Here is a 20579-nt window from a genome sequence, read left to right on the forward strand (position 1 = left end):
CCAGGTTAATCATAGACATGGCCCATGCTTTGGAGTTGAAGGTTTTAGCGGAGGGGGTGGAGACGGAGGAGCAGTTGTTTTTTTTATGTGCCCAACAGTGTGATGAGGCCCAGGGTTACCTGTTTGGTAAACCTGTACCGGTTGAGGAGTTTGAAAAGTTATTAAAGGAAGATCGATGTTTTAAGAAATGCACAACAGAAAATTCCAATTATAAGACCAGCTACATCAAACCCTGAGAAATTGTTATAGTTACTGAAAAGATCGAGGTAATTGTCGGATTCGCCAGCCCCAGGCTATTATTCCGGCTAAAATCAACAGGCTTCCTAAGACCTTTCGTAAAGGGACGCTTTCCCAGCTCCAGATGATCATGGCCAGAGCAAAGAACCAGAACAGAGTAAATTCAACCCAGAAAACCTGCAAACCCCGACTCGAAAAAAAAGAAGAAATACCCAGGGGAGCGACCGGAATAGGTCGGAAAGGTAGAAAATACCGGGTATTATCAAAGGGAGCGAAAAAGGCAATTCCAAGCCCTCCATCTGTCATAGCATCCAGAACTCCGTGGGAAACAGTGATCCCCCAGTAAAATAGAATCAATCCCAGCCATCCTGAAGAGAAAACCGGGGTGATTTTGGAGGGAAAATGGGAAGCCCCCAGGGCCAGAACTCCAGCAAAAAACAGGGAATGGCTGAATCCGCGATGACCCAAGGGGTGGGAATAAGGAATCCAGGGCATCAGAAGGGCATCCAGATCGGGAATAACCGGTAAGACCGCAGATAAAAGCCCGTATTGATCTCTAACCTGAAAAGAATGGGTTATCAATCGGGCCAGACCGTAGCCAACAATGGCATGGGTAAAAATCGTCGGCATGTTTAGTCTAAATCCTCATCTAATTCCTCATCCAATTCCATCAGATAGTTTCGAGCGTTCATTTCAACTACCCAGTTGTCAACCTCACCTTCTGTTTCCTGCTCCTCCCAACCTATGGGAACACGAGAAAGAATAAACCTGTTTTCATGGGCAATATCCGCTATTTTCTCTAAAATAGGCTGGATTTCCTCCGGATCGTAATCTTCATTATCCATCAATTCATCCATGATATGCAAAGCATCTTCTGTATACATAATATTTCCGGCTTCTTCTGGATTCTCCACCAGATATTTACATACCGACTCAATCCATTCCCGATAGTCTCGGGTGAGTTCCCCGCGGGGACCTTGATAAGCAATGATTTTTATCATATTCTAACCTCTCTCTAATCCTTCCAAATTTTCCTTTTTAAAAAGAAAGATACATCCACCCAGAGAACTGTCAAGCCATATTCCCCCTTGACGCTTCTTATAAACAGGTTGAATATATAAATATGCAACGTAAACCCAACAAATTTCGCCTGGTCTCCAATTTTAAACCCGCCGGGGATCAAATTTCTGCTATTCGAGAGTTGGTGGAAGGCATAAAAAGGGGAGATCCCCATCAGGTCTTATTGGGAGTGACCGGATCGGGTAAGACTTTCACCATCGCCAATGTTATCGAGCAGGTTCAGAAGCCCACCCTGGTTATTGCCCATAATAAAACTTTAGCCGCCCAGCTTTTCAATGAATTTCGTGAATTTTTTCCTGACAACGCCGTAGAGTACTTTGTCAGTTATTACGATTACTATCAGCCGGAGGCTTATATTCCCAGCACAGATACCTATATAGAGAAGGATGCTTCGATTAACGAGTATATCGATAAAATGCGGCATTCGGCAACCCGATCCCTTTTTGAAAGACGGGATGTCATCATTGTGGCCAGCGTCTCTTGCATTTACGGTTTGGGTTCTCCGGAGGCCTATTATGGCATGCTCCTTTTTTTAGACCAGGGACAACCCATCAGTCGCCAAGAAATTTTGAGGAAACTTGTTTCCATCCATTATGAGCGCAACGATATCGGTTTCTCTCGGGGAACTTTTCGGGCTCGAGGGGATGTCATTGAAATTTATCCTTCTTACCAGGATGAAGGCATTCGGATTGAGTTGTTTGGGGATGAAGTAGATACCCTGGCTGTTTTTGATCCATTAACGGGAAAAACCTTGGGGAAGCTGGACCGGGTGGTCATTTATCCTGCCAGTCATTATGTTACCCCAGCGGCTACTCTCAAGCGGGCCATCGAAAATATTAAAATAGAGCTGGCAGAACGGGAAGCAGAACTTCGGGCACAAGGAAAGTTGCTGGAAATGCAGCGGCTCCATCAACGAACCATGTTCGATCTGGAGATGATTCAGGAGGTGGGTTACTGCCATGGGATTGAAAATTACTCCCGTCATCTCAGTGGGCGACAGCCGGGAGAACCCCCTCCCACTTTGCTGGACTACTTCCCCAGAGATTCGCTGATCGTCATTGATGAAAGCCATGTGACCATCCCCCAACTTAAAGGCATGTATATTGGAGACCGTTCCCGAAAGACCACCCTGGTGGAATACGGATTTCGGCTTCCTTCGGCCCTGGACAACCGTCCATTGAAATTTGAGGAGTTTGAAAAACAGGTCTCCCAGGTCATTTACGTTTCGGCCACACCGGGTCCTTATGAATTGGAAAAAAGCCAGGGAGTCGTTGTAGAGCAGGTTATCCGCCCCACCGGACTTATGGATCCCGAGATTGTAGTTCGACCCGTTGCCGGACAGGTCGATGATCTCATGACAGAAATCAAAGCCCGGGCCAGGCGAAATGAACGGGTACTGGTAACTACACTAACCAAACGAATGGCCGAAGATCTTACCGAATATTACACCGACCTGGGTTTGAAAGTGCGCTACCTCCATTCCGATATCGATACGTTGGAGCGGGTGGAGATTATCCGGGACCTCCGGATGGGAAAATACGATGCGCTCATTGGAGTGAATTTGCTTCGAGAAGGACTCGATATCCCGGAAGTTTCTCTGGTTGCAATTTTAGATGCCGATAAGGAAGGCTACCTGCGGTCTACAACCTCCTTGATTCAAACTGCGGGACGAGCTGCCCGAAATGTCAACGGATTGGTCATTATGTATGCAGATAAGATAACCCAATCTATCCGGGAAGCCATTCAAGAATCCAACCGACGAAGAGAAAAACAGCGAAGATACAATGAAGAACATGGAATTACACCAGAGTCCATTCAGAAGTCTATCACCAACATTCTGGGAAGCATTTATGAAGCGGATTACTATACGGTTCCCCTTTCTCAGGATGGGTCACTGGACCTGGCGCAGGATAAATTGTTAGTGGCCGAGAAGCCGGCGGAGTATCTGACTGAGGAAGATATTTCCAATCTGATAGCCAGGTTAGAGAAAGAGATGAAGGAAGCGGCTAAGAAACTGGAGTTTGAAAGGGCTGCCGTGCTGAGGGATAAGATCAAAGAGTTGAAAAAGCGATCTGGAAGTTAAAAGCATCTGAGGTGAGAGAATAGACCTGCCGACAGGCAGGATAACCTGACCTCGAGTTCCAAGTTTCAAGCCTCAAATATGAAAATTTACGATATTTCCGTTCCCTTATCCAATGAGTTGCCGACCTGGCCGGGAGACCCTCCCCTCAGGATTGAGAAGGCTTTGGATCTGGACCGGGGCGACCCGGCTAACGTTTCCCTCATCACACTGGGTTCCCACACAGGAACCCATCTGGATGCGCCGGGACATTTCATTCGGGATGGTAAAACCATAGACCAGATTCCACTGGATATTTTCATAGGAAGAGTGAGGGTTTATGAACTTAACGTTGAAAAAAGAATCGAAGTGGATGACTTGAAGGGTTTATCCTGGCAGGGGATTGAACGTGTTCTTTTTAAAACTCGAAATTCCCTGGAATGCTGGAAAGATGAAATTTTTCATACCGATTTTGTTCATCTTTCCCAAAAGGCAGCCGAATATCTGGTCGAGAAGGGAATTAAGTTGATAGGGATCGATTATCTTTCGGTTGAAGCCTTTGGAAGCACAGAATTTCCGGTTCACCACACTCTCCTGAGCCATGAAGTCATTCCTTTGGAGGGACTGAATCTCTCGGAGGTGGAACCCGGGGATTACGAGATATGTTGTCTTCCCATCAAGATTAAAAACGGAGATGGAGCTCCGGTTCGAGCCATTTTGAAAAGCTTAAGCTAAAAGGGTCAAAATGAAAGGCCCAAGAAACAGATCTTGAGCTTTTCTCTTTTCATCTTGATTTTTTCCCTTGTTCCGAAGTATTAAAAATAGACTTCTGGCTAAATTCTTTACAAAATTCCCTCAACTCGTAGATCGTTGGGCAGAGAAAACCTCTTTTTGGGAAAGTCGGGACGTTCCCTGGACGCCTTTAAAGAAAAAGCTTAGGGATTGTCGGGTTGCCTTAATTACAACAGGTGGCGTTCATTTAAAAAATCAACTCCCCTTTGACATGAAAAACCCCCACGGAGACCCTACTTACCGGGAGATTCCTCGAGATACTCACCGGGAGGACTTAACGATTACCCATGATTACTACGATCATCGCGATGCCGACAGGGATATCAATATCATCTTCCCTATAGAACGCTTAAAAGAGCTGGCCCAACTCCGGGTCATTGGAGAAGAAGCTCCTTTTCATTACAGTTTTATGGGACATATCGATAAAGATTTGATAGATATCCTGATACGACAAACGGCCCCCGAGGTGGCCGAAAAACTTAGGGCGGCTCAGGTGGATGCAGTCCTTTTAACTCCGGCTTGAGGGCTCTGCAATCAGTCTGTAGGACTGATCCAGCGAGAAGTTGAACGGAAGGGTATTTCTACGATTTCTATCACCCTGGTACGTAAGGTTACAGAAGCCGTTAAACCTCCCAGGGCTTTGTCTCTTCGCTGGCCTTTCGGGCATCCTTTGGGAGAACCCTTTCAGGTAAATCAACAAATGACCATTCTAAAAGAGATGCTGGATGCGCTCCAGACTCTGGATACCCCCGGCACGATCCGGGATCTCCCCCACCGTTGGCGTCGAGAAACCTATCAGAACCCTTTTTCCTCTCCCCTTGTGGATAAAGTTCCATAAAGTTGCGTTCCGCCTGCCCATGGACAGACTACCTTAACCCTCCATCCCCGGCGCCAGGTTAAGCTGAAAAGCCCTGTCAGGAACGAACCATGGGTAGCCCCCGATATAAGTGGGGAGATTCAGAATTCAGAATTTTTTCACATCCTGGTAAACAGGTTGCCCCTGACGGAGCTTAGAGGATCCTGTTATCCTGTTTCCCCTAGTTTATGCCAGGGATTATCAACAGCTTGCCCCGCCGGGGCTAACCTTCCTATCCTGGCGCTTAGGCCCCTGTTCCCCCCTCAAGGGAGCAAGGGAGGATGTTCAGGCCGAAAATAAGGCTTTTCCTCTTCTTAGCTTGATGGGTATGTCCCCCTTTCCTACCCTTCCCCTGAAACTTCAAAAGAGGGGTTGAGGCCGGGGAGGAACTGGATCGTTCAGTGCACAAATTTGAAACCGGTATGACTTCTCAAATAAAAAGGTGTGGCATTCAGGCTCATTTGCTGTATTTTAACTTAGTGAAAAATATCCGATTTTGGGCTAGGTAAAACTTATAAACTTTATCTCCAATTCTAATCTAGAATATGACACCAGTGACCCGAGATCCCGTTTGTAGAACGCGCTTGAATCCGGCACGATTGCGCTGGCGTAGTCGATACCAGAATCATACCTATTATTTCTGTAGTACCAGTTGCAAATCCCGGTTTGATAAATCCCCAGAAACCTACACAGAGAATTACGAAGATGGGATCATTGTTACGCAGATACCGCCTTTGTCTGCTTCCACAAAGGGTTCAAAGGCAAATGGAGAATCCCGAGCTAATACGAATGGAACGTTAGGTGGAAACGGCAGAACCATCGTTGAAGGCGTACCGACCATTGTTCAGTTGCGAAGTTGGGCCCTGGTTATTTTAGGAATAGGGACCATTATCGCTTTTTGTTACTTCGCCCAGCCGGTTATAATTCCTTTTATCCTAGCCCTCTATCTTTCCTATATTTTAAGTCCTTTGGTCAGCTTTACAACCCACTGGCTTAAAATCCCCCATACCGTCGCCAGTATCCTGGCCGTACTCTTAGCCTTAAGTATTATCCTCACAGGTCTCTATTTTTTGATAGGCCAGGTACAAAACTTTATGGAAGATTTTCCAAAATATTCTCATAAACTTCGGACCTTGATTGGAGGAGTCCAGAAGGAAGTAAAGCAGATCCAGGAGAAAACCGAGGATCTAACCAAGGAAGAAAAAAAGGATATTCCAGAGGTCAGAATTGCTAACCAAGCAACCCATTATTTCAAAACCTTAACCACGACCTTTGATGTGGTAAGTACCTTTGTACTCGTCCTGTTTTTTGTTCTCTTCTTGCTTAAAGATCAAATCATCTTTAAAAAGAAACTGATTGCCATCGCCAGTCGAGCAGATCGAAAACTGACCATCAACATTATCGATAATATCAGCCAAAAAATTCAACGCTACCTTATTGTAATGTCCCTGATTAATCTGGGGCTTGCCGTTGTCCATACCCTTTCATTTTTTTTACAGGGTATTCCTTATTTCTATATCTGGGGACCTCTGGTAGGTATCCTCAATTTTATCCCTTATGTAGGCCCTTTTATTGCCATAATTCCTCCTACCCTGATGGCTATTATTCAATATGAAGGCTGGAAACATGCTTTGCTGTTGGTGACCATATATCTTTTCATTCAAAATTTAGAAGGTAATTATATCACCCCCAGCCTGGTCGGTCATCAGATCGACCTAAATCCCATTGCCCAGTTATTATCGGCTATCTTTTGGACCTGGCTTTGGGGTCCAGTGGGACTTTTGCTTTCGACCCCCTTGCTGGTTTCCCTGAAAGTCATTATCGATAGCTTTGAAAACCTGAAACCTATCGGGATTTTCCTGGGTGAAACTGTCGATCAATTCGAAGGGTAGGCTTTAGTCGTACCTCAACTTTTCTGACCCCTGTTAAATTCTAAATTAAAATAGAGACTCCGGTGGTAATGGCCCTATGAAATCGCTTTTTAACCTGTCGTCGTAAAAAAGTGACATGGAGGAAAGCCTGGATCCTACGGATTTTATCCGAAGCCTTGAAGGGACCGAGTCCTAAATGGATGACGATCTGTCATGTTTTTAAAACAAATGAACTCCTGTAAAGACTAAAAAAATCAGTACTTTGTAAAGTTAATTCTGTGTAATGGTCTGCCCTCACCCGGCTCCTCTCCCGAAGCTTCAGGAGAGGGAGGCCTTTGGGAAATTGGAAAGTACCCCTGGCAGACAGAAGCCAATCGGTGGTATGGCCTTTGCTTTAGAAAAGAGGTAAAAGCAAAAAGCTCCGTTCTGTATAATCCGGGGATGAGGCAACCGATCTGAAAATCTGGAAGTAGACCTCTATAGCTACTCTTGGAAGGTAACCGCATAGGACTACCCGACCCCTTACCTCATATTTTCCTGGTAAACCCCATAGCCCCACTCCCAGCCCTCCCCATTTTCCCTCCCCGTCCACGGGGAGGGTCAGGGTGGGGGCATCGGGGAGGGAGCCTATCGAGGGGAAATTGAATCTCCAAGAAAACCGATGGGGTATTCTCCAGAAGGATCTGATGAATCCTCCATCCAAGAACCTCCATTCAGGAAGGAGAAAGAATTATGGTAGTTATTTTCAAGAGAAGGATCTTTATAGGAGCCCTCTTAGGATTTTGTTTTATATGTATGCAAAATCTTATCCGACCGATTTCTAGGATAATAATTCCCACCGAGCATCAACCGAGACGGTTAACCTACCTGTCGGCCTATTTAGCCTACAAAGGAGGTGCAGAGACAAACTCACAAAATGTCTGGCCCGGTGCTTTCCAGGGATTAAATATCAAAACTACCTTAATCGAATTAAAACCATCCTGGAAAGAACAGAAAATCTCCCTATGCTCCCATGAAAATGATGATGATGACAACGGAAATAACAACGACGAAGGAGATAACGGTGGAAATGAAGGAGATGAGGGAGGAGAAGATACAGAATTGATAGAAACGTGATGGTGTAAGGAAGAGCCAGGCAGGAATTTTGGACAAAGCCATCTAACTAGGATTCTCTTAAGGTGGGTTTCAAACCCACCCCTACCAGACCGTTCGAAAATTCGTTCTAACTGTTTAGGATTGGTTACTCAGGATTTATGGCTCTAGAGATAACCCCTCATTTTGTTAACTAAAGGTAGTTCAACCAAGAAGAAATATCCAGGGTTGTTTTACTTCCAAACATCTATGGGTTGAGCCCGACTATCCCCCTCTGCAAGGGTACCCAAACAGAAATTGTCTTCAATGGTTCGTAACACGTTAAAATGATTATAGTTCTCATGGTAGTCACCGGGTTTTACCATTCCCCCTAGGAATACTGTATAGATGTGATTATCCTTTCTTTTATTCTCCTTACCGGATTCATCAAAGGTGATCACAAGGAGTGTCCTGGCCATAAAATCTGGATCTTGAAGGAGAGGCTCCAGAAAACCCTGGAGCCAGCGGGAAGCATGGGCTAAATCGGTATCATGGCCGTTATGATCCATATCCGGCGTGTAAAATGCATATTCGGGAAGTTCCTTATTCCTTAAATCTTCGGCAAATTGGCTTGCCGGAACAATGTTGGCACAATACTTTTCCCGCTGATGACTGGGTATGAAGCTTACAAAGGGTACATGCTTTCTGGCATAACGGCCATAACGAGATTCTGTGAAACAAAAATCCGGATGCTTCTTCGGATCCATACTCCGCCTATCCGGGTACCCTTCGGCATAGTTCTTCCATCTAAGTCCATGGGATTGGAGCAGATCGGCAATTGTTTTATGATCTGTTAAATCAACCTGCCAGTCGAAGTGAGTTCGGATCTCCTTTCCGGATACCATGGCTAAATAGTTCGAGTAAGAAGGATGAAACAACCCATGAAAATTGGTGAAGTTCGCACCACGCTGGGCCAGGGAGCGGAAGTAAGAATCTTTCATTACATCCTCATAATTCTGATTCTCAAGAACAATGATAAGCACGCGCTGGAAGTGCTTAGGGGTCCCAGGGGTACAGGGGGTCTGAGCAAAAGAGGCGGTTGGGTAGATATAAAAACGTATGATCCCCATCATCGTTAAAAGAAGAGCATGGATAAGTGTATGAAAGAAGGTTACATTTTTTTTCACTCCTGCCTTTCCCATTCTTCTCCATCCTTTCCAGATAATACCCTTTAGACCCTCAGACTTTATCAAAAACCGAGAAAGTTAAACCGTCTTTCGGTGGCCTTTGATAAAGCCCTGGAAGTTAATGAACCTTTCTGAAGGTCTCAATAAACTGGAACAGACGTTGTTTAATAAAACTTTCCTGCTATTTGTGTCCTTTGTACTTGAAATTAAAGATTTCCACAAAGATATTACCGTTTATAGGATTTTTGAAAAATCAGGGGGTAACTAAAAGCTCTTGATCGAGGTTAAAGGAAGGCTGTTGCCATAACTTTTCCCATTCTTACTAAAGAGGTAATAGGTATTACAAAATAACAATATGGTACTTCTTTCTATAAAACGCAAAGAGGATTAAAAATTATCTGGATTCCACGTTCCATGAAGATTTCCAAAAAACTCCTTGACATATTCCCCAGAAATAGGGGATTCTTGTTGGACAATGGTTATCAGTTTTCAATGGTAGTTTAACAACTTTAGGGAGGAGGCAGTCAGAAAAGAAGTATGGAAGTACAAAATCCGATTTTTACAAAGAAAAGTTTAGGCATTTTGAGTCTTGTCATGACCGTAGCGGTAGTTTTTATGACAGGACTCTATGTAAGCAAAAGGAGCGAAGTTCGTAAATTGGGTTATCAGTTAAATCAAATCCAAGAGGAATCTCAAAAGCAGTTAAGTGAAAAAGATAAAATCCTGGCCGATTTAAATACCCAGCTTAAAAATTCACAGAGCAAACTTGAAGACGCCGGCAGAAATATTGAAGAAAAAGACAAAGAGCTCATAACCCTACGAACTCAACTTAACCAGGTCCAGGAGGACTTTAAGAAAGCACTGAGTGAAAAGGAAGTTCAGGTAAGAGATTTAACCGCTCGGGTAAATGAATTGCAAGATCAACTCAAAAACGCCGATCAAAGCCTGAATGAAAGGGATAAAGCCTTAACCGACTTAAAAGAACAGATCGGACGGCTTCAAGAGGAAAACAAAGGTCTTGCCGAAAAGGATAAAACCCTGGCCGACTTAAAAGAACAGATCGGACGGCTTCAAGAGGAAAATAAGAGGTTAGCTGCAAAGGACAGGGAAACTACGCATTTAACTGAGCAGATTGCTCAGTTGCAGGATCAGCTAAAGAAAACCAACCAGGATCTGGTTGAACTACAGGGAATTCATAAAGAGTTAAATCGGACCCACGAAGAAGCCCAAAAAAATCTGGAAGAAAAGAACAAAGCCCTGGAGGAGTTGAACAGCCGGATCAACCAATTGCAGGCCCAACTGAATGAGAAAAACACTCAGATCGATAACCTGATGGCAGATCTCAACCGGCATGCTAAACAATTGGAGGAAGTCCGAAGTAACTTAGAAAAGAAGAGTCAGGAGCAAGAGGAAACCCAAAGGATTTTAGCAGAAAAGGAGCGAATGGCTAATGAACTGGCTTCGCAGATCAACCAAATCCGAGGTCAAATGGATATTGCTCATCAAAACGCCAGTGAAAAGAGCCTTGCGCTTAATAACTTAAGCAAGCAGTTGAATCAACTTCAAGAGGAATATCAAAAGGATGTAACCGAAAAAGAGCAGATCCTTACCGACCTGACTGCACAACTAAACCAGTCTCTGGGTCAGCTTAATGCGGCCAATCAAAGCCTCAGCGAAAAAACCTTAGCCCTTTCTGATTTGGCCAATCGATTGGATCGAGTCCAGGAGGAAAGTAAGAAAAATCTGCAAGAAAAGGAAGCAGTTCTTGCCGATTTAACCCATCAGTTAAACCAATTACGGGCTCAATTAGAGGCAAAAAATACCGAAGTGAATCGGTTAACCGAAGCACTCCAGCAACAGAAAAATCTACAGGCTAAGATCCAAAACAATCTTGAAGAATTGAGCAGAGAACAAAAAGAGACTCAAAAGAACCTGGCAGAGAAAGAACAAAAGATCGGAGATCTAACCCAAGAAGTAAATCAGCTGCGAACCCAACTGAATACGGCCCATCAAAATATAGGTGAAAAAGCTATTACCCTGGTAAACCTGACCAACCAACTCAATCAACTCCAGGAGGATCTGGCAAAGAAAGACAGGATGATCGGAGATTTAACAGGCCAGCTAAATCAATTACGTGGTCAACTGGAAGTAACCCATCAAAATCTCAGTGAAAAAACCAATGCTTTAGCCCATTTGATTCATCAGCGAAACCAACTCCAGGAGAATTTGGAGAAAAATGAAAAGATAGCTGCGGACTTAAACACGCAGGTTCATCAACTACAGGGGGAAATAAAGAAAGGTTTAGAAGAAAAAGACCGGGTAGTTGCAGATCTAACGGCCAGATTAAATCAACTTCAAGGACAACTGGATTTTGCCAACCAGAGTGTGAGTGAAAAGACCCTTGCGTTGGCCGATTCGCATAAGCAGTTCCGTCAGCTACAAGAAGAAATGAAGAAGAACCTGGAGGAGAAAGACAAAATCATTGCCTCCTTGAATGCTTCCCTGAATCAGTTACAGAACCAGACTCAACAGGCTTTGAATGAAAAGGAGCGGACCCTCCTGGCGCTTAAGGATCAGATAGCTCAAGAACGGGAGGAAGCCAGAAAAGTTTTAGATGGAAAAGAGCAACAGATTGCAGAGTTGACAGCAGAGATAAATCAACTACGAACCCAGATAGAGGTTGCCAATCAGAATATAAGTGAAAAGACTCTGGCCTTAACTAACCTGAGTCGACAGCTCGATCAGTTAAAAAAAGAATCTCAACAAAATTTGACGGAGAAAGAGGCGGCAGTGACCAACCTGACCCAACAGGTTAATCAGTTGCGGGGGCAGTTGAAGACTCTGCAGGACATGATAAGTGAAAAGAGCATGGCCTTAGCCAGGGTAACCCAAGAGCTCAATCAATTGCAAGAAGAAAAAGATCGGCTGATAGCTGATTTAAAAGCTCAGCTTACCCGGGCTCAGGAAGAGAGCCAGAAGGTCCTTGCCGAAAAGGATCAGGCCCTGGCGAACTGGGCTATGCAGTTCGATCAACTCCAAAACCAACTGGCAGCAGCTAATGAGAATCTAAGCGAAAAGGATAAAGCCTTGGCGGCGGCTACAGATCAACTTAACCGATTACAGGAAGAGTCGAAACAAAACCTCCAGGAGAAAGACAAGTTGCTTGCAAGCTTAACCGACCAGGTAAATCAATTACAGGGTAAACTTGAAGAAGCCTTAGCCCATCTCCGGGGAAAAGAGGAGGAGCTTACGACCTTAACGACCCGATTGACACAGGTACAAGAAGAAGCTCAACGTAACCAGGAAGAAAAGAGCAAGGAAATAGAGGGTCTGTTGACCCAGATAGCTCAACTCCAAAGCCAGTTAGACAATGCAAACAACCAACTCCGGGAAAAAGATCAGGCCCTTGAAAGCTTGCGTTCTCAACCCGATCAGTTACAAAATCAACTGGAAGAAGTTCGGAAGAATCTGGATGAAAAGGAAAAAACCCTTGTCCAACTCCAAAGCCAGTTTAACCAGATGCAAGAAGAGTTCAGGAAAAAACTAGAAGAAAAGGAAAAGGCTCTGGGAGAGTTAACCACTCAAGTAAGCCAGCTCCGCGGTCAGTTGGATATAGCCAATCAAGCCGTCAGCGAAAAAGCCATTGCTTTGGTTAAAGCGGACAATCAAATCGGTAAACTCCAAAAAGTAATTGAAGAGTTGAAGCTGGAATTGGCCAAGAGATAAGCCGGAGGAAGGGATTTTTCTTGGGTCGTTTCCTGGAATAAATCCTCTACCACCTTCCTCCCATCGTCCTGAGCTCTTCGATGCCGTTGGGGCCAGTTTGTCGAAGGGCTCAGGGTGAACAGAGTGGAAGCAAAATCTAGAAACCTTTCTTTAAAGCCTTTAAAGCAAGTACTTTTTTATTTTACCGGGACGAAAAGAACTTCTTTAATTTCCTTTCTATCTTCTTGATAATCCCGGATTTCAATTGAAGCATGGTCGTTGCGGCATAGGTGGGAGTTAAGGCCTGACTGACGACTTCAATCCGTCTTTTTTTAATTGCTTCAATCACCGAACCGATTTCTGGATCGGCCTCCACCAGGGAGAAAGTCTTACCGAATTGATGTAGGATGTGGGTATCCGAGGTGCCTACCAGGGGTAGTTGATATTTAGTCGCCACCTGTACGGCCTTTTCATTGAAATTGATTTTTTTTAGATAAAAATGGCTATACTCGATAGCGTTAAAAACCTCTATATTCTTTTCTAGTTTGGATCCCAGGCATTTAGAATCTGGAAAGAAGGGATGGGCTGCGATAACCAGGGTATCTTCACCGGTATATCGATTTAAATCCTGAATCCTTCGGATTTTGCTTAAATCGCAGTTCATATTAAGAAGAAGAATATGCTTGCCTTCGATGGTTGCTTCCATTCCTGGGATCAGGAGTATCCCTCGATCCAAAGCATAATTTTTCAAATAATCGGTATAAAGTTGTCGGTTATGAAGGGTAATGGCCAACACATCAAACCCATATTCGGCTGCCTTATCAATGAGCTCTGTAGAGCTATGTCGAATAAAAAGATCCTCCGGATCCTCGGAAGTATGTAAATGAAAATCGGCTTTCAGTTTTCTGGATTGCGTCATGTCTGATTCTCCTCATCAAAAACTTATCTTTATCTCTGAGTGCTTAATCTTTAGCAGAGCGTCTATGAGAGATCTTTCATGAAATATAAGAAAGATCCGAATAAATAACAATACTTTCTCTTCCATGCAAAAGTGATGCAATTTTAACGATTGGAGCAATATTTAAAAAAGAAAAAAGCAATCGTGAAATTTATCTTGACAGATCCAGGAGAATTTCCTAAAACAAAAGAGTAGAAGTAACGTATTTTCCTTTCTTTAAAGGGTTTTTCCTGTTCCATCATTACTTTGACGAAATCCGACGAAGAAGTTTCTCAGTTTAACCTAACAAAAGGAGGTCCTATGAGAAAATTTCTCTTGCTTATTTTGATGGGAACCCTAATTCCAGGGTTGATGGCTGCAAATGCCTACCCAGCAGAAGAGGTTATTAAATTGGGGCTGGCAGGTCCCCTCACCGGGGATCAGGGGGCTTTTGGGGAGCAATTGAAAAACGGAGGCACCATTGCCATGGAAGAATGGAATGAAAAAGGAGGTGTTCTCGGAAAAAAGATTGAGATCATCTGGGGAGACGATCAGCATGATCCCAAACAGGCTGTGGCGGTTGCCAACAAGTTTGTCAATGAAGGGGTTGTTGGGGTCATAGGCCATTTCAACTCCAGTTGTTCTATTCCGGCCTCAACGGTTTATGCCAAGGTTCCTATCCCCCAAATCACTCCGGCTTCTACCAATCCTCAATTTACAGATCGTAAACTAAAAAATGTATTTCGAGTCTGCGGTCGGGATGACCAACAGGGGGCTGTTGCAGCAGATTTTATCGTCAATACCCTTAAGAAAACGAAAGTAGCCGTCTTCCACGATAAAACCACGTACGGTCAGGGGTTAGCCGATGAGACCGTCAAAGGCCTCAAAAAGTTAGGTGTTGAGCCGGTTTTCTATACCGGAATTGTCCAGGGGGATAAGGATTATACGGCGGTTTTAACTGCTGCCAAACAGAAAAATCCGGAGGTTCTCTATTTTGGAGGGATTCATCCTGAAGCCATTTTGCTGGCTAAACAATCCAAAGATCTGGGGTTGAACACCATTTTTGTAAGCGGAGACGGGGTCTTCATCCAGGAATTTATCGATGGTGCAGGACCTGCAGCTGAAGGAGCTTATATCAGCTTTACCCCGGACCAGGAAAAAATTCCAGAAGCCCAGCCTTTCATTAAAAAATTTAAAGAAAAATTCCCCCAAGCCAAAGAGGTAGGAGCTTATACCATCTACAGCTATGTGGCAACCAATATTCTCCTGGAGGCTATTAAAGGCACGGCCAGCACCGACGGAAATAAATTAATCGACTATATCCATAAGACCAAATTTAATACCGCCTTAGGACCGATCCAGTTCGATGAAAAGGGTGATGTTCTGGAATCACCCTATGTATTTTGGCAGGTCAAAAACGGAAAATTCGTTCAGGTTCAAGAGTTGAAGAAAAAATGAGTAACTAGATAGAGGATGGAAACAGCAAATTAGGGAGCAAGGGATGGTAGAGGGGATGTAAGTGAGTAACTGTTTTTGCCCCTCTCCTCCCTTGTTTCCTGTTACAGCTTTCTACCTGCTGTTTTAAATGTCTTTTCTTGAATATATTATCCAGCAGTTGATTAACGGACTTACAATCGGGGCCGTTTATGCACTTATTGCCCTGGGATATACTATGGTCTATGGAATTATCGAGTTGATCAATTTTGCCCATGGAGAGATTTACATGATCGGGGCATATATAGGGATTATTACGCTGGGAGTTTTAAGCATGCAAGGTCTGACCCAGAACAGCCTTGCACTGGCCATGGGAATTGTCCTGGTGGTTTCCATGGTATATTGCGCCGCCTACGGGTTTACCATGGAACGAATCGCCTATCGCCCTCTCCGTCAGGCCCCCAGGTTATCACCCCTCATTACAGCCCTGGGTATGTCTATTTTTTTACAAAATTACGTCATGCTGACCCAGGGGGCTCGAGATAAATTCTTTCCCCCCTTATTTACAGGTGGGATTAATATAGATGAAGTTCGCATATCCTACATCCAGGTTTTTATCATGGTGATCTCGGTCCTTCTGATGATAGCCCTCCAGTTATTTATTAAAAATACTCGATTAGGTAAGGCCATGCGGGCGACTGCCCAAGATAAGAAAATGGCCAGTCTGGTAGGAATCAACATTGATCGGGTGATCTCTATAACTTTCATTATCGGATCGTCCTTAGCCGCCGTTGCAGGGATTATGGTGGGAATGTATTATGGATTGGTCAATTTTTATATCGGTTATGTGGCAGGTTTAAAAGCTTTCACGGCGGCTGTATTGGGTGGGGTTGGAAACATTGCTGGAGCCATGCTGGGAGGATTTCTTTTGGGTTTACTGGAAGCCTTTGCAGCCGGATTTATTCCTCCTCCCCATGGAGCTCAGTATAAGGATGTTTTTGCCTTTGCCATTTTAGTTTTAGTTTTGATATTTAGACCTTCAGGTCTATTAGGCGAACAGGTCGCGGAGAAGATATAGCATGAAAAAAATTCTTAGAGTGATGGCCATCTCTCTGTGGTTTGGATTTCTTACCTTTCCTTTTATGGGAAAACATGCGGGGCTTTTGATAATCCTTCTCTTAGCCGGTGGGGGATTATGGTTAGCGATAACCACCCTACGGAATACCAAGACCGTCAAACAATGGTTAGAAAGAGCTTCTTCTTATCAACAAGGCTTTCACCGTAATCTCAACCGGATAGACCGACGTATTGTCTTGGGGATTCTCCTGGTTTTAGCCCTCTTATTTCCCCTATTCAACAATCGTTATGTCGTGGACGTGGCCGTCATGTGTGGAATCTATATTTGTCTGGCCCTGGGTTTAAATATCGTCGTAGGGCTGGCCGGATTACTGGATCTGGGATATGTTGCATTTTATGCCGTAGGTGCCTATTTATACGGTTTACTATCCATTCATTATGGCACTTCCTTCTGGTTAGCCCTTCCTTTAGGAGCCTTGATGGCGGCCACTTTTGGTGTCCTGTTGGGAGCCCCTACGCTTCGATTACGAGGAGATTATCTGGCCATTGTCACCCTGGGATTTGGGGAGATGATTCGAATTATTCTGAACAACTGGGACCGGGTGACCCGGGGTCCCAACGGATTAATCGGAATTGAAGCCCCATCTCTGGGTAAAAAGTTCGTTTTTAGCCAGCCTATCCATTACTATTACTTAATCCTCCTGATTGTTATCATAACCATTTTTGTGGTCAACCGGCTGAACCACTCGAGGATTGGACGAGCCTGGATCGCCATCCGAGAAGATGAAGTCGCTGCAGAGGCTATGGGTATTGATACCACCCGGATGAAGCTTCTGGCCTTTGCCTTGGGAGCCATGTGGGCCGGTTTGGGCGGGGTATTTTTCGCCAGTAAAATGAGTTTTATCTCACCGGAAAGTTTCACTTTCTTTGAATCGGTCATTATCCTGTGTATGGTCGTCTTAGGGGGAATGGGAAGTATTCCAGGCGTTATCCTGGGTGCAATTGTGCTGGTAGTCCTTCCTGAAATGCTAAGGGATTTCTACCTTCCCTTTATGCAAGTAGACTTCTCACGGGCCCGAATGCTCATTTTTGGGATGTTGATGGTTTTGGTGATGATTTTCCGACCCCAGGGTTTGATCCCCAGTGCACGTCGCAAATTGGAATTGCATCCTGAAAAAGAGGAAAAGATAATAGAACAAAAGCCAGAATTTGTTTATGAAGTAGCCAGTAAAAGTCAGGAGCTCTGATCATGCGGTTACTAGAAACCCGAAAGCTTGCGAAATACTTCGGCGGTCTTAAAGCTATTGAAAATCTCGATTTTTATATCGATGAAGGGGAAATTGTAGGATTGATCGGCCCTAACGGGGCCGGGAAAACAACTTTTTTCAATTGTGTGACCGGCATGTACCCCCCCACCAAGGGAGAAATTGTTATCCATACCAAATATACCTCAGGTCCTATTCAGATTTATTCTTCTTCCTCTCGAAAGATCGTCAAACCTAACCAGATTACCAAATGGGGCCTTGCCCGGACTTTTCAGAATATTCGCCTCTTTGCCGATATGACGGCCCTGGAAAATGTAATGACCGGAGCCCATTGTCGACTGCATTCCGGAGTTTTGGGGTCTATTTTCAGAACCCCTAAGGTTCTAAAAGAAGAAAGGGACCTTGCCTCTAAGTCCATGGATTTACTTCATTTTGTAGGACTTCGGGATAAAGCCTGGATGCTGGCCAAAAATCTCCCCTATGGAGACCAACGACGCCTGGAGATTGCCCGTGCCCTCAGTACCGATCCGCATCTCCTTTTACTCGATGAGCCAGCAGCCGGTATGAATCCCCAGGAAACCAAGGTGCTGATGTCCCTCATCGATAAGATTCGGGCTCGGGACATCACGGTTTTGCTCATCGAACACCATATGAAACTGGTCATGGGGATCTCGGATCGGATCGTTGTTCTGGATCACGGTGAAAAAATCTCAGAAGGGTCTCCTAAGGAGGTTCAGAAAGATCCCAAAGTCATTGAAGCTTATCTGGGAAAAGAGATTTCACACGGTTAATATCCATGCTGCGATTACATAACGTACATACCTTCTATGGCCATATCCATGCCCTTAAAGGGGTTTCCCTGGAGGTAAACCAGGGAGAAATTGTTTGTCTTATCGGCGGCAATGGAGCCGGAAAGTCTACCACCCTCATGTCTATCTGCGGTATTAATAAGATTCGCCAGGGAATAATCGAATTTAATGGAGAACCCATCATGAATAAACCGCCGGATCAGATTGTGGCCATGGGAATCTCTCAAGTTCCCGAAGGTCGTAGAATTTTCCCCCGCCTTACCGTCCTGGAAAACTTAGAAATGGGGGCTTTTCTGCGACGGGATAAAACAAAGATTCGAGAAGATCTAGACCATGTTTTCTCTTTATTCCCTATTTTAAGGGAGCGACAAAAGCAGGCCGGGGGAACCCTCAGTGGGGGAGAACAACAAATGTTGGCCATAGCCAGAGCCCTCATGGCCAGACCGAAGCTTCTGTTGTTAGATGAACCTTCCCTGGGATTAGCCCCCATGATTGTAGAGCAGATTTTTAAAATTATCAAGGAAATCAACGAAGAAGGAACGACTATATTTCTGGTCGAACAAAATGCCCATATGGCCTTAAACTTAGCCCAAAAAGGCTATGTCATGGAAACCGGTCAAATCGTCATGCAGGATGATGCGAAAGCCCTTCTAAGAGATAAACGGGTACGGGAGGCATATCTGGGAGAGTAATAAAACTAGAAAAAGGGAAAGCCTGGAATCCAGCCCATTCACAGGCTTGAATCGCCCCTGCCGACCGGCAGGGAAAGAGCATGCACCGTTAAGAAGCATCAAACACTAAACTTATTTCAACCTACCAACCCTGCAGACCGGATGCCTCTTCATCGATCTGGCACGTTCTACCCCCTTGATTTACTTTGGCCACCCTTACGGCTTGACCGCGATCATCTGTAACTCGATCCGTGCGCCGTCGTTCAGTGCAGCAACCTGTACGGTGGCCCTGGCCGGTGGATCATGGGGAAAAAACTCGCGGTATACTTGGTTGAATTTTGCAAAATCCTCGAAACTTGTAATGTAAGCCGTCACCGATACTACGTCTTTGAAATCCATCCCCGCAGCCTTCAGGACTTCCCCTATATTGGTGAGCGCCTGGCGCGTCTCGGCTTCGATACCACCAGATACCAGCCTGGCGGTGACCGGATCGCGGCCCAGGTGACCGGACACATACAGAGTGTTACCAACGAGGATACCCGGGCTGAAGGGAAGCCCTGTCTTCGGTGACTTCTCGGGACGAATCACGATACGCCGATCCCCTGATTGTTGGGCAGGTACTACACTTTGCAATACTACAGTCATCAGGATTCCGAGGATCAGACCAGCAAAGCCGGCCAGTAAGGTAACAACACGAACCCGACTATTTGATATCATCATACTCCTCCTTTTATGAAATCTAAGTCCGAACGATCTTAGGGTCCTCCTTACTCCCCTTTCTCTCATTTTTCTCTCATTCTTTATCAAATCTCCGGTTTTCTGAATAACTCTCTAAAACCGGCCAGAGGAGTTTTATCTCCTCTAATTTTGATTTTACCCAACATAAAAGCAACCCTTCCGTCCATTTTACCGGTGGCTATCTTCATATAATCCTTGGCTTTAACCGAGACTTTCGTAGGAGCAGTTGGATCGATCCCTTCCCTGACAATACATTTTTGATCGATCACCCGGACGGTCCATTCTCCGCCCTTATCGGTACTATCTCCAGAGATAGAATAGGCAATGGTAGCATCAAAGCCTTGAGCCTTTTCTGGAATAAAGCGCTCATGCATGGTTTCAAAAAGGTCCCGGCAAGTTATGGGCCGTGGCCGATCCTTTAAGGGAACATAACCTTTTTTCTCTTCTTTAACCGGTTCAGGTTGCGGCCTGGGTAGAGGGGATTGTTTGGGTAGAAAAGGCTGTTTAGAAGTTTCCTTTGGTTTCTCTGTCGATGGAGGTTGTTTGGGAACTGAGGGGGGAGGAACGGGTTTAGAGCCAGCAGTTTCTTTAGGCTTTTTTACAATAAATACGCGAGTACATTTAGGACATTTTATTTTTTTCCCTTCATCTGGAATTTTAGCCTTTTCCATTTTGTACTTGGACTTACAACCTGGACATTGAATAATAATCTTCACAGCCGAATTCACCTGAGAACTCAAACGATGCAAAACGGATTGACTTCGGCAATCCTGCTTTGCAAAGTTTGAGT

The 20579-nt window shown here is 44.7% G+C and carries 19 protein-coding genes; 13 read left to right on the plus strand and 6 right to left on the minus strand.

Going from position 1 to position 20579, the window contains the following annotated elements; genetic code table 11:
- Positions 1–236: EAL domain-containing protein (locus VNM22_02400; protein ID HWP45989.1), on the plus strand; the 236-nt coding region annotated here is incomplete at its 5' end.
- Between the two features lie 13 nt (positions 237–249).
- Here the strand turns inward: VNM22_02400 and VNM22_02405 are convergent.
- The gene (locus VNM22_02405) at positions 250–867 is read right to left on the minus strand and encodes a metal-dependent hydrolase (protein ID HWP45990.1); all 618 of its coding nucleotides are present in this window, start codon (positions 865–867) and stop codon (positions 250–252) included.
- A gap of 2 nt (positions 868–869) precedes the next feature.
- The gene (locus tag VNM22_02410; GenBank protein HWP45991.1) at positions 870–1238 is read right to left on the minus strand and encodes a hypothetical protein; all 369 of its coding nucleotides are present in this window, start codon (positions 1236–1238) and stop codon (positions 870–872) included.
- Between the two features lie 122 nt (positions 1239–1360).
- On the opposite strand from VNM22_02410, the gene uvrB reads away from it, so the two are divergent.
- The 6 genes from uvrB to VNM22_02440 all read left to right on the plus strand — a co-directional run bounded on the left by uvrB (position 1361) and on the right by VNM22_02440 (position 8011).
- A complete protein-coding gene (gene uvrB / locus VNM22_02415) occupies positions 1361–3400 on the plus strand; it encodes an excinuclease ABC subunit UvrB (protein ID HWP45992.1) in 2040 nt (679 codons plus the stop codon).
- Between the two features lie 78 nt (positions 3401–3478).
- On the plus strand, positions 3479–4111 hold the full coding sequence (locus VNM22_02420; protein HWP45993.1) for a cyclase family protein: 633 nt from the start codon (positions 3479–3481) through the stop codon (positions 4109–4111).
- 67 nt (positions 4112–4178) lie between these two features.
- Entirely contained in the window at positions 4179–4691 is a 513-nt protein-coding gene (locus VNM22_02425; GenBank protein ID HWP45994.1) for a glycine/sarcosine/betaine reductase selenoprotein B family protein, read from the plus strand.
- Positions 4692–4868: 177 nt separating this feature from the next.
- Positions 4869–5006, plus strand: coding sequence for a hypothetical protein (locus tag VNM22_02430; GenBank protein HWP45995.1), 138 nt, complete (start codon positions 4869–4871; stop codon positions 5004–5006).
- Between the two features lie 563 nt (positions 5007–5569).
- Positions 5570–6916 carry an AI-2E family transporter gene (locus tag VNM22_02435; GenBank protein ID HWP45996.1) on the plus strand — a complete coding sequence of 449 codons (1347 nt, stop codon included), beginning with the start codon at positions 5570–5572 and terminating at the stop codon, positions 6914–6916.
- Between the two features lie 774 nt (positions 6917–7690).
- A complete protein-coding gene (locus VNM22_02440; GenBank protein ID HWP45997.1) occupies positions 7691–8011 on the plus strand; it encodes a hypothetical protein in 321 nt (106 codons plus the stop codon).
- A 209-nt stretch (positions 8012–8220) separates the two neighbouring features.
- Here the strand turns inward: VNM22_02440 and VNM22_02445 are convergent, their stop codons facing one another.
- Positions 8221–9168 carry an alkaline phosphatase family protein gene (locus tag VNM22_02445; GenBank protein HWP45998.1) on the minus strand — a complete coding sequence of 316 codons (948 nt, stop codon included), beginning with the start codon at positions 9166–9168 and terminating at the stop codon, positions 8221–8223.
- A 522-nt stretch (positions 9169–9690) separates the two neighbouring features.
- Here VNM22_02445 and VNM22_02450 point away from each other — a divergent pair.
- A complete protein-coding gene (locus tag VNM22_02450; protein ID HWP45999.1) occupies positions 9691–12879 on the plus strand; it encodes a hypothetical protein in 3189 nt (1062 codons plus the stop codon).
- 181 nt (positions 12880–13060) lie between these two features.
- Here the strand turns inward: VNM22_02450 and VNM22_02455 are convergent, their stop codons facing one another.
- Positions 13061–13777 (minus strand): PHP-associated domain-containing protein, encoded by a 717-nt coding sequence (locus VNM22_02455; protein HWP46000.1) that lies wholly within the window; start codon positions 13775–13777, stop codon positions 13061–13063.
- Between the two features lie 339 nt (positions 13778–14116).
- Between VNM22_02455 and VNM22_02460 the strand changes: the two genes are divergently transcribed.
- From VNM22_02460 to VNM22_02480, 5 genes are all read left to right on the plus strand, one after another.
- Entirely contained in the window at positions 14117–15253 is a 1137-nt protein-coding gene (locus VNM22_02460; protein ID HWP46001.1) for a branched-chain amino acid ABC transporter substrate-binding protein, read from the plus strand.
- A gap of 127 nt (positions 15254–15380) precedes the next feature.
- Complete coding sequence (locus tag VNM22_02465; protein ID HWP46002.1) at positions 15381–16307, plus strand: branched-chain amino acid ABC transporter permease; 927 nt, start codon at positions 15381–15383, stop codon at positions 16305–16307.
- 1 nt (position 16308) lies between these two features.
- Positions 16309–17553 (plus strand): hypothetical protein, encoded by a 1245-nt coding sequence (locus tag VNM22_02470; GenBank protein ID HWP46003.1) that lies wholly within the window; start codon positions 16309–16311, stop codon positions 17551–17553.
- A 2-nt stretch (positions 17554–17555) separates the two neighbouring features.
- A complete protein-coding gene (locus VNM22_02475; GenBank protein ID HWP46004.1) occupies positions 17556–18362 on the plus strand; it encodes an ABC transporter ATP-binding protein in 807 nt (268 codons plus the stop codon).
- A 5-nt stretch (positions 18363–18367) separates the two neighbouring features.
- Entirely contained in the window at positions 18368–19072 is a 705-nt protein-coding gene (locus VNM22_02480) for an ABC transporter ATP-binding protein (GenBank protein ID HWP46005.1), read from the plus strand.
- 195 nt (positions 19073–19267) lie between these two features.
- On the opposite strand, the gene VNM22_02485 is transcribed toward VNM22_02480, so the two are convergent.
- Both VNM22_02485 and VNM22_02490 read right to left on the minus strand, forming a co-directional pair.
- On the minus strand, positions 19268–19771 hold the full coding sequence (locus VNM22_02485) for a Rid family detoxifying hydrolase (GenBank protein HWP46006.1): 504 nt from the start codon (positions 19769–19771) through the stop codon (positions 19268–19270).
- An 83-nt stretch (positions 19772–19854) separates the two neighbouring features.
- Entirely contained in the window at positions 19855–20505 is a 651-nt protein-coding gene (locus tag VNM22_02490; GenBank protein HWP46007.1) for a zinc-ribbon domain-containing protein, read from the minus strand.
- Positions 20506–20579: the final 74 nt, after the last annotated feature.

Source organism: Candidatus Limnocylindrales bacterium, from assembly GCA_035559535.1.
Taxonomy (GTDB): Bacteria; Moduliflexota; Moduliflexia; order Moduliflexales; family JAUQPW01; genus JAUQPW01.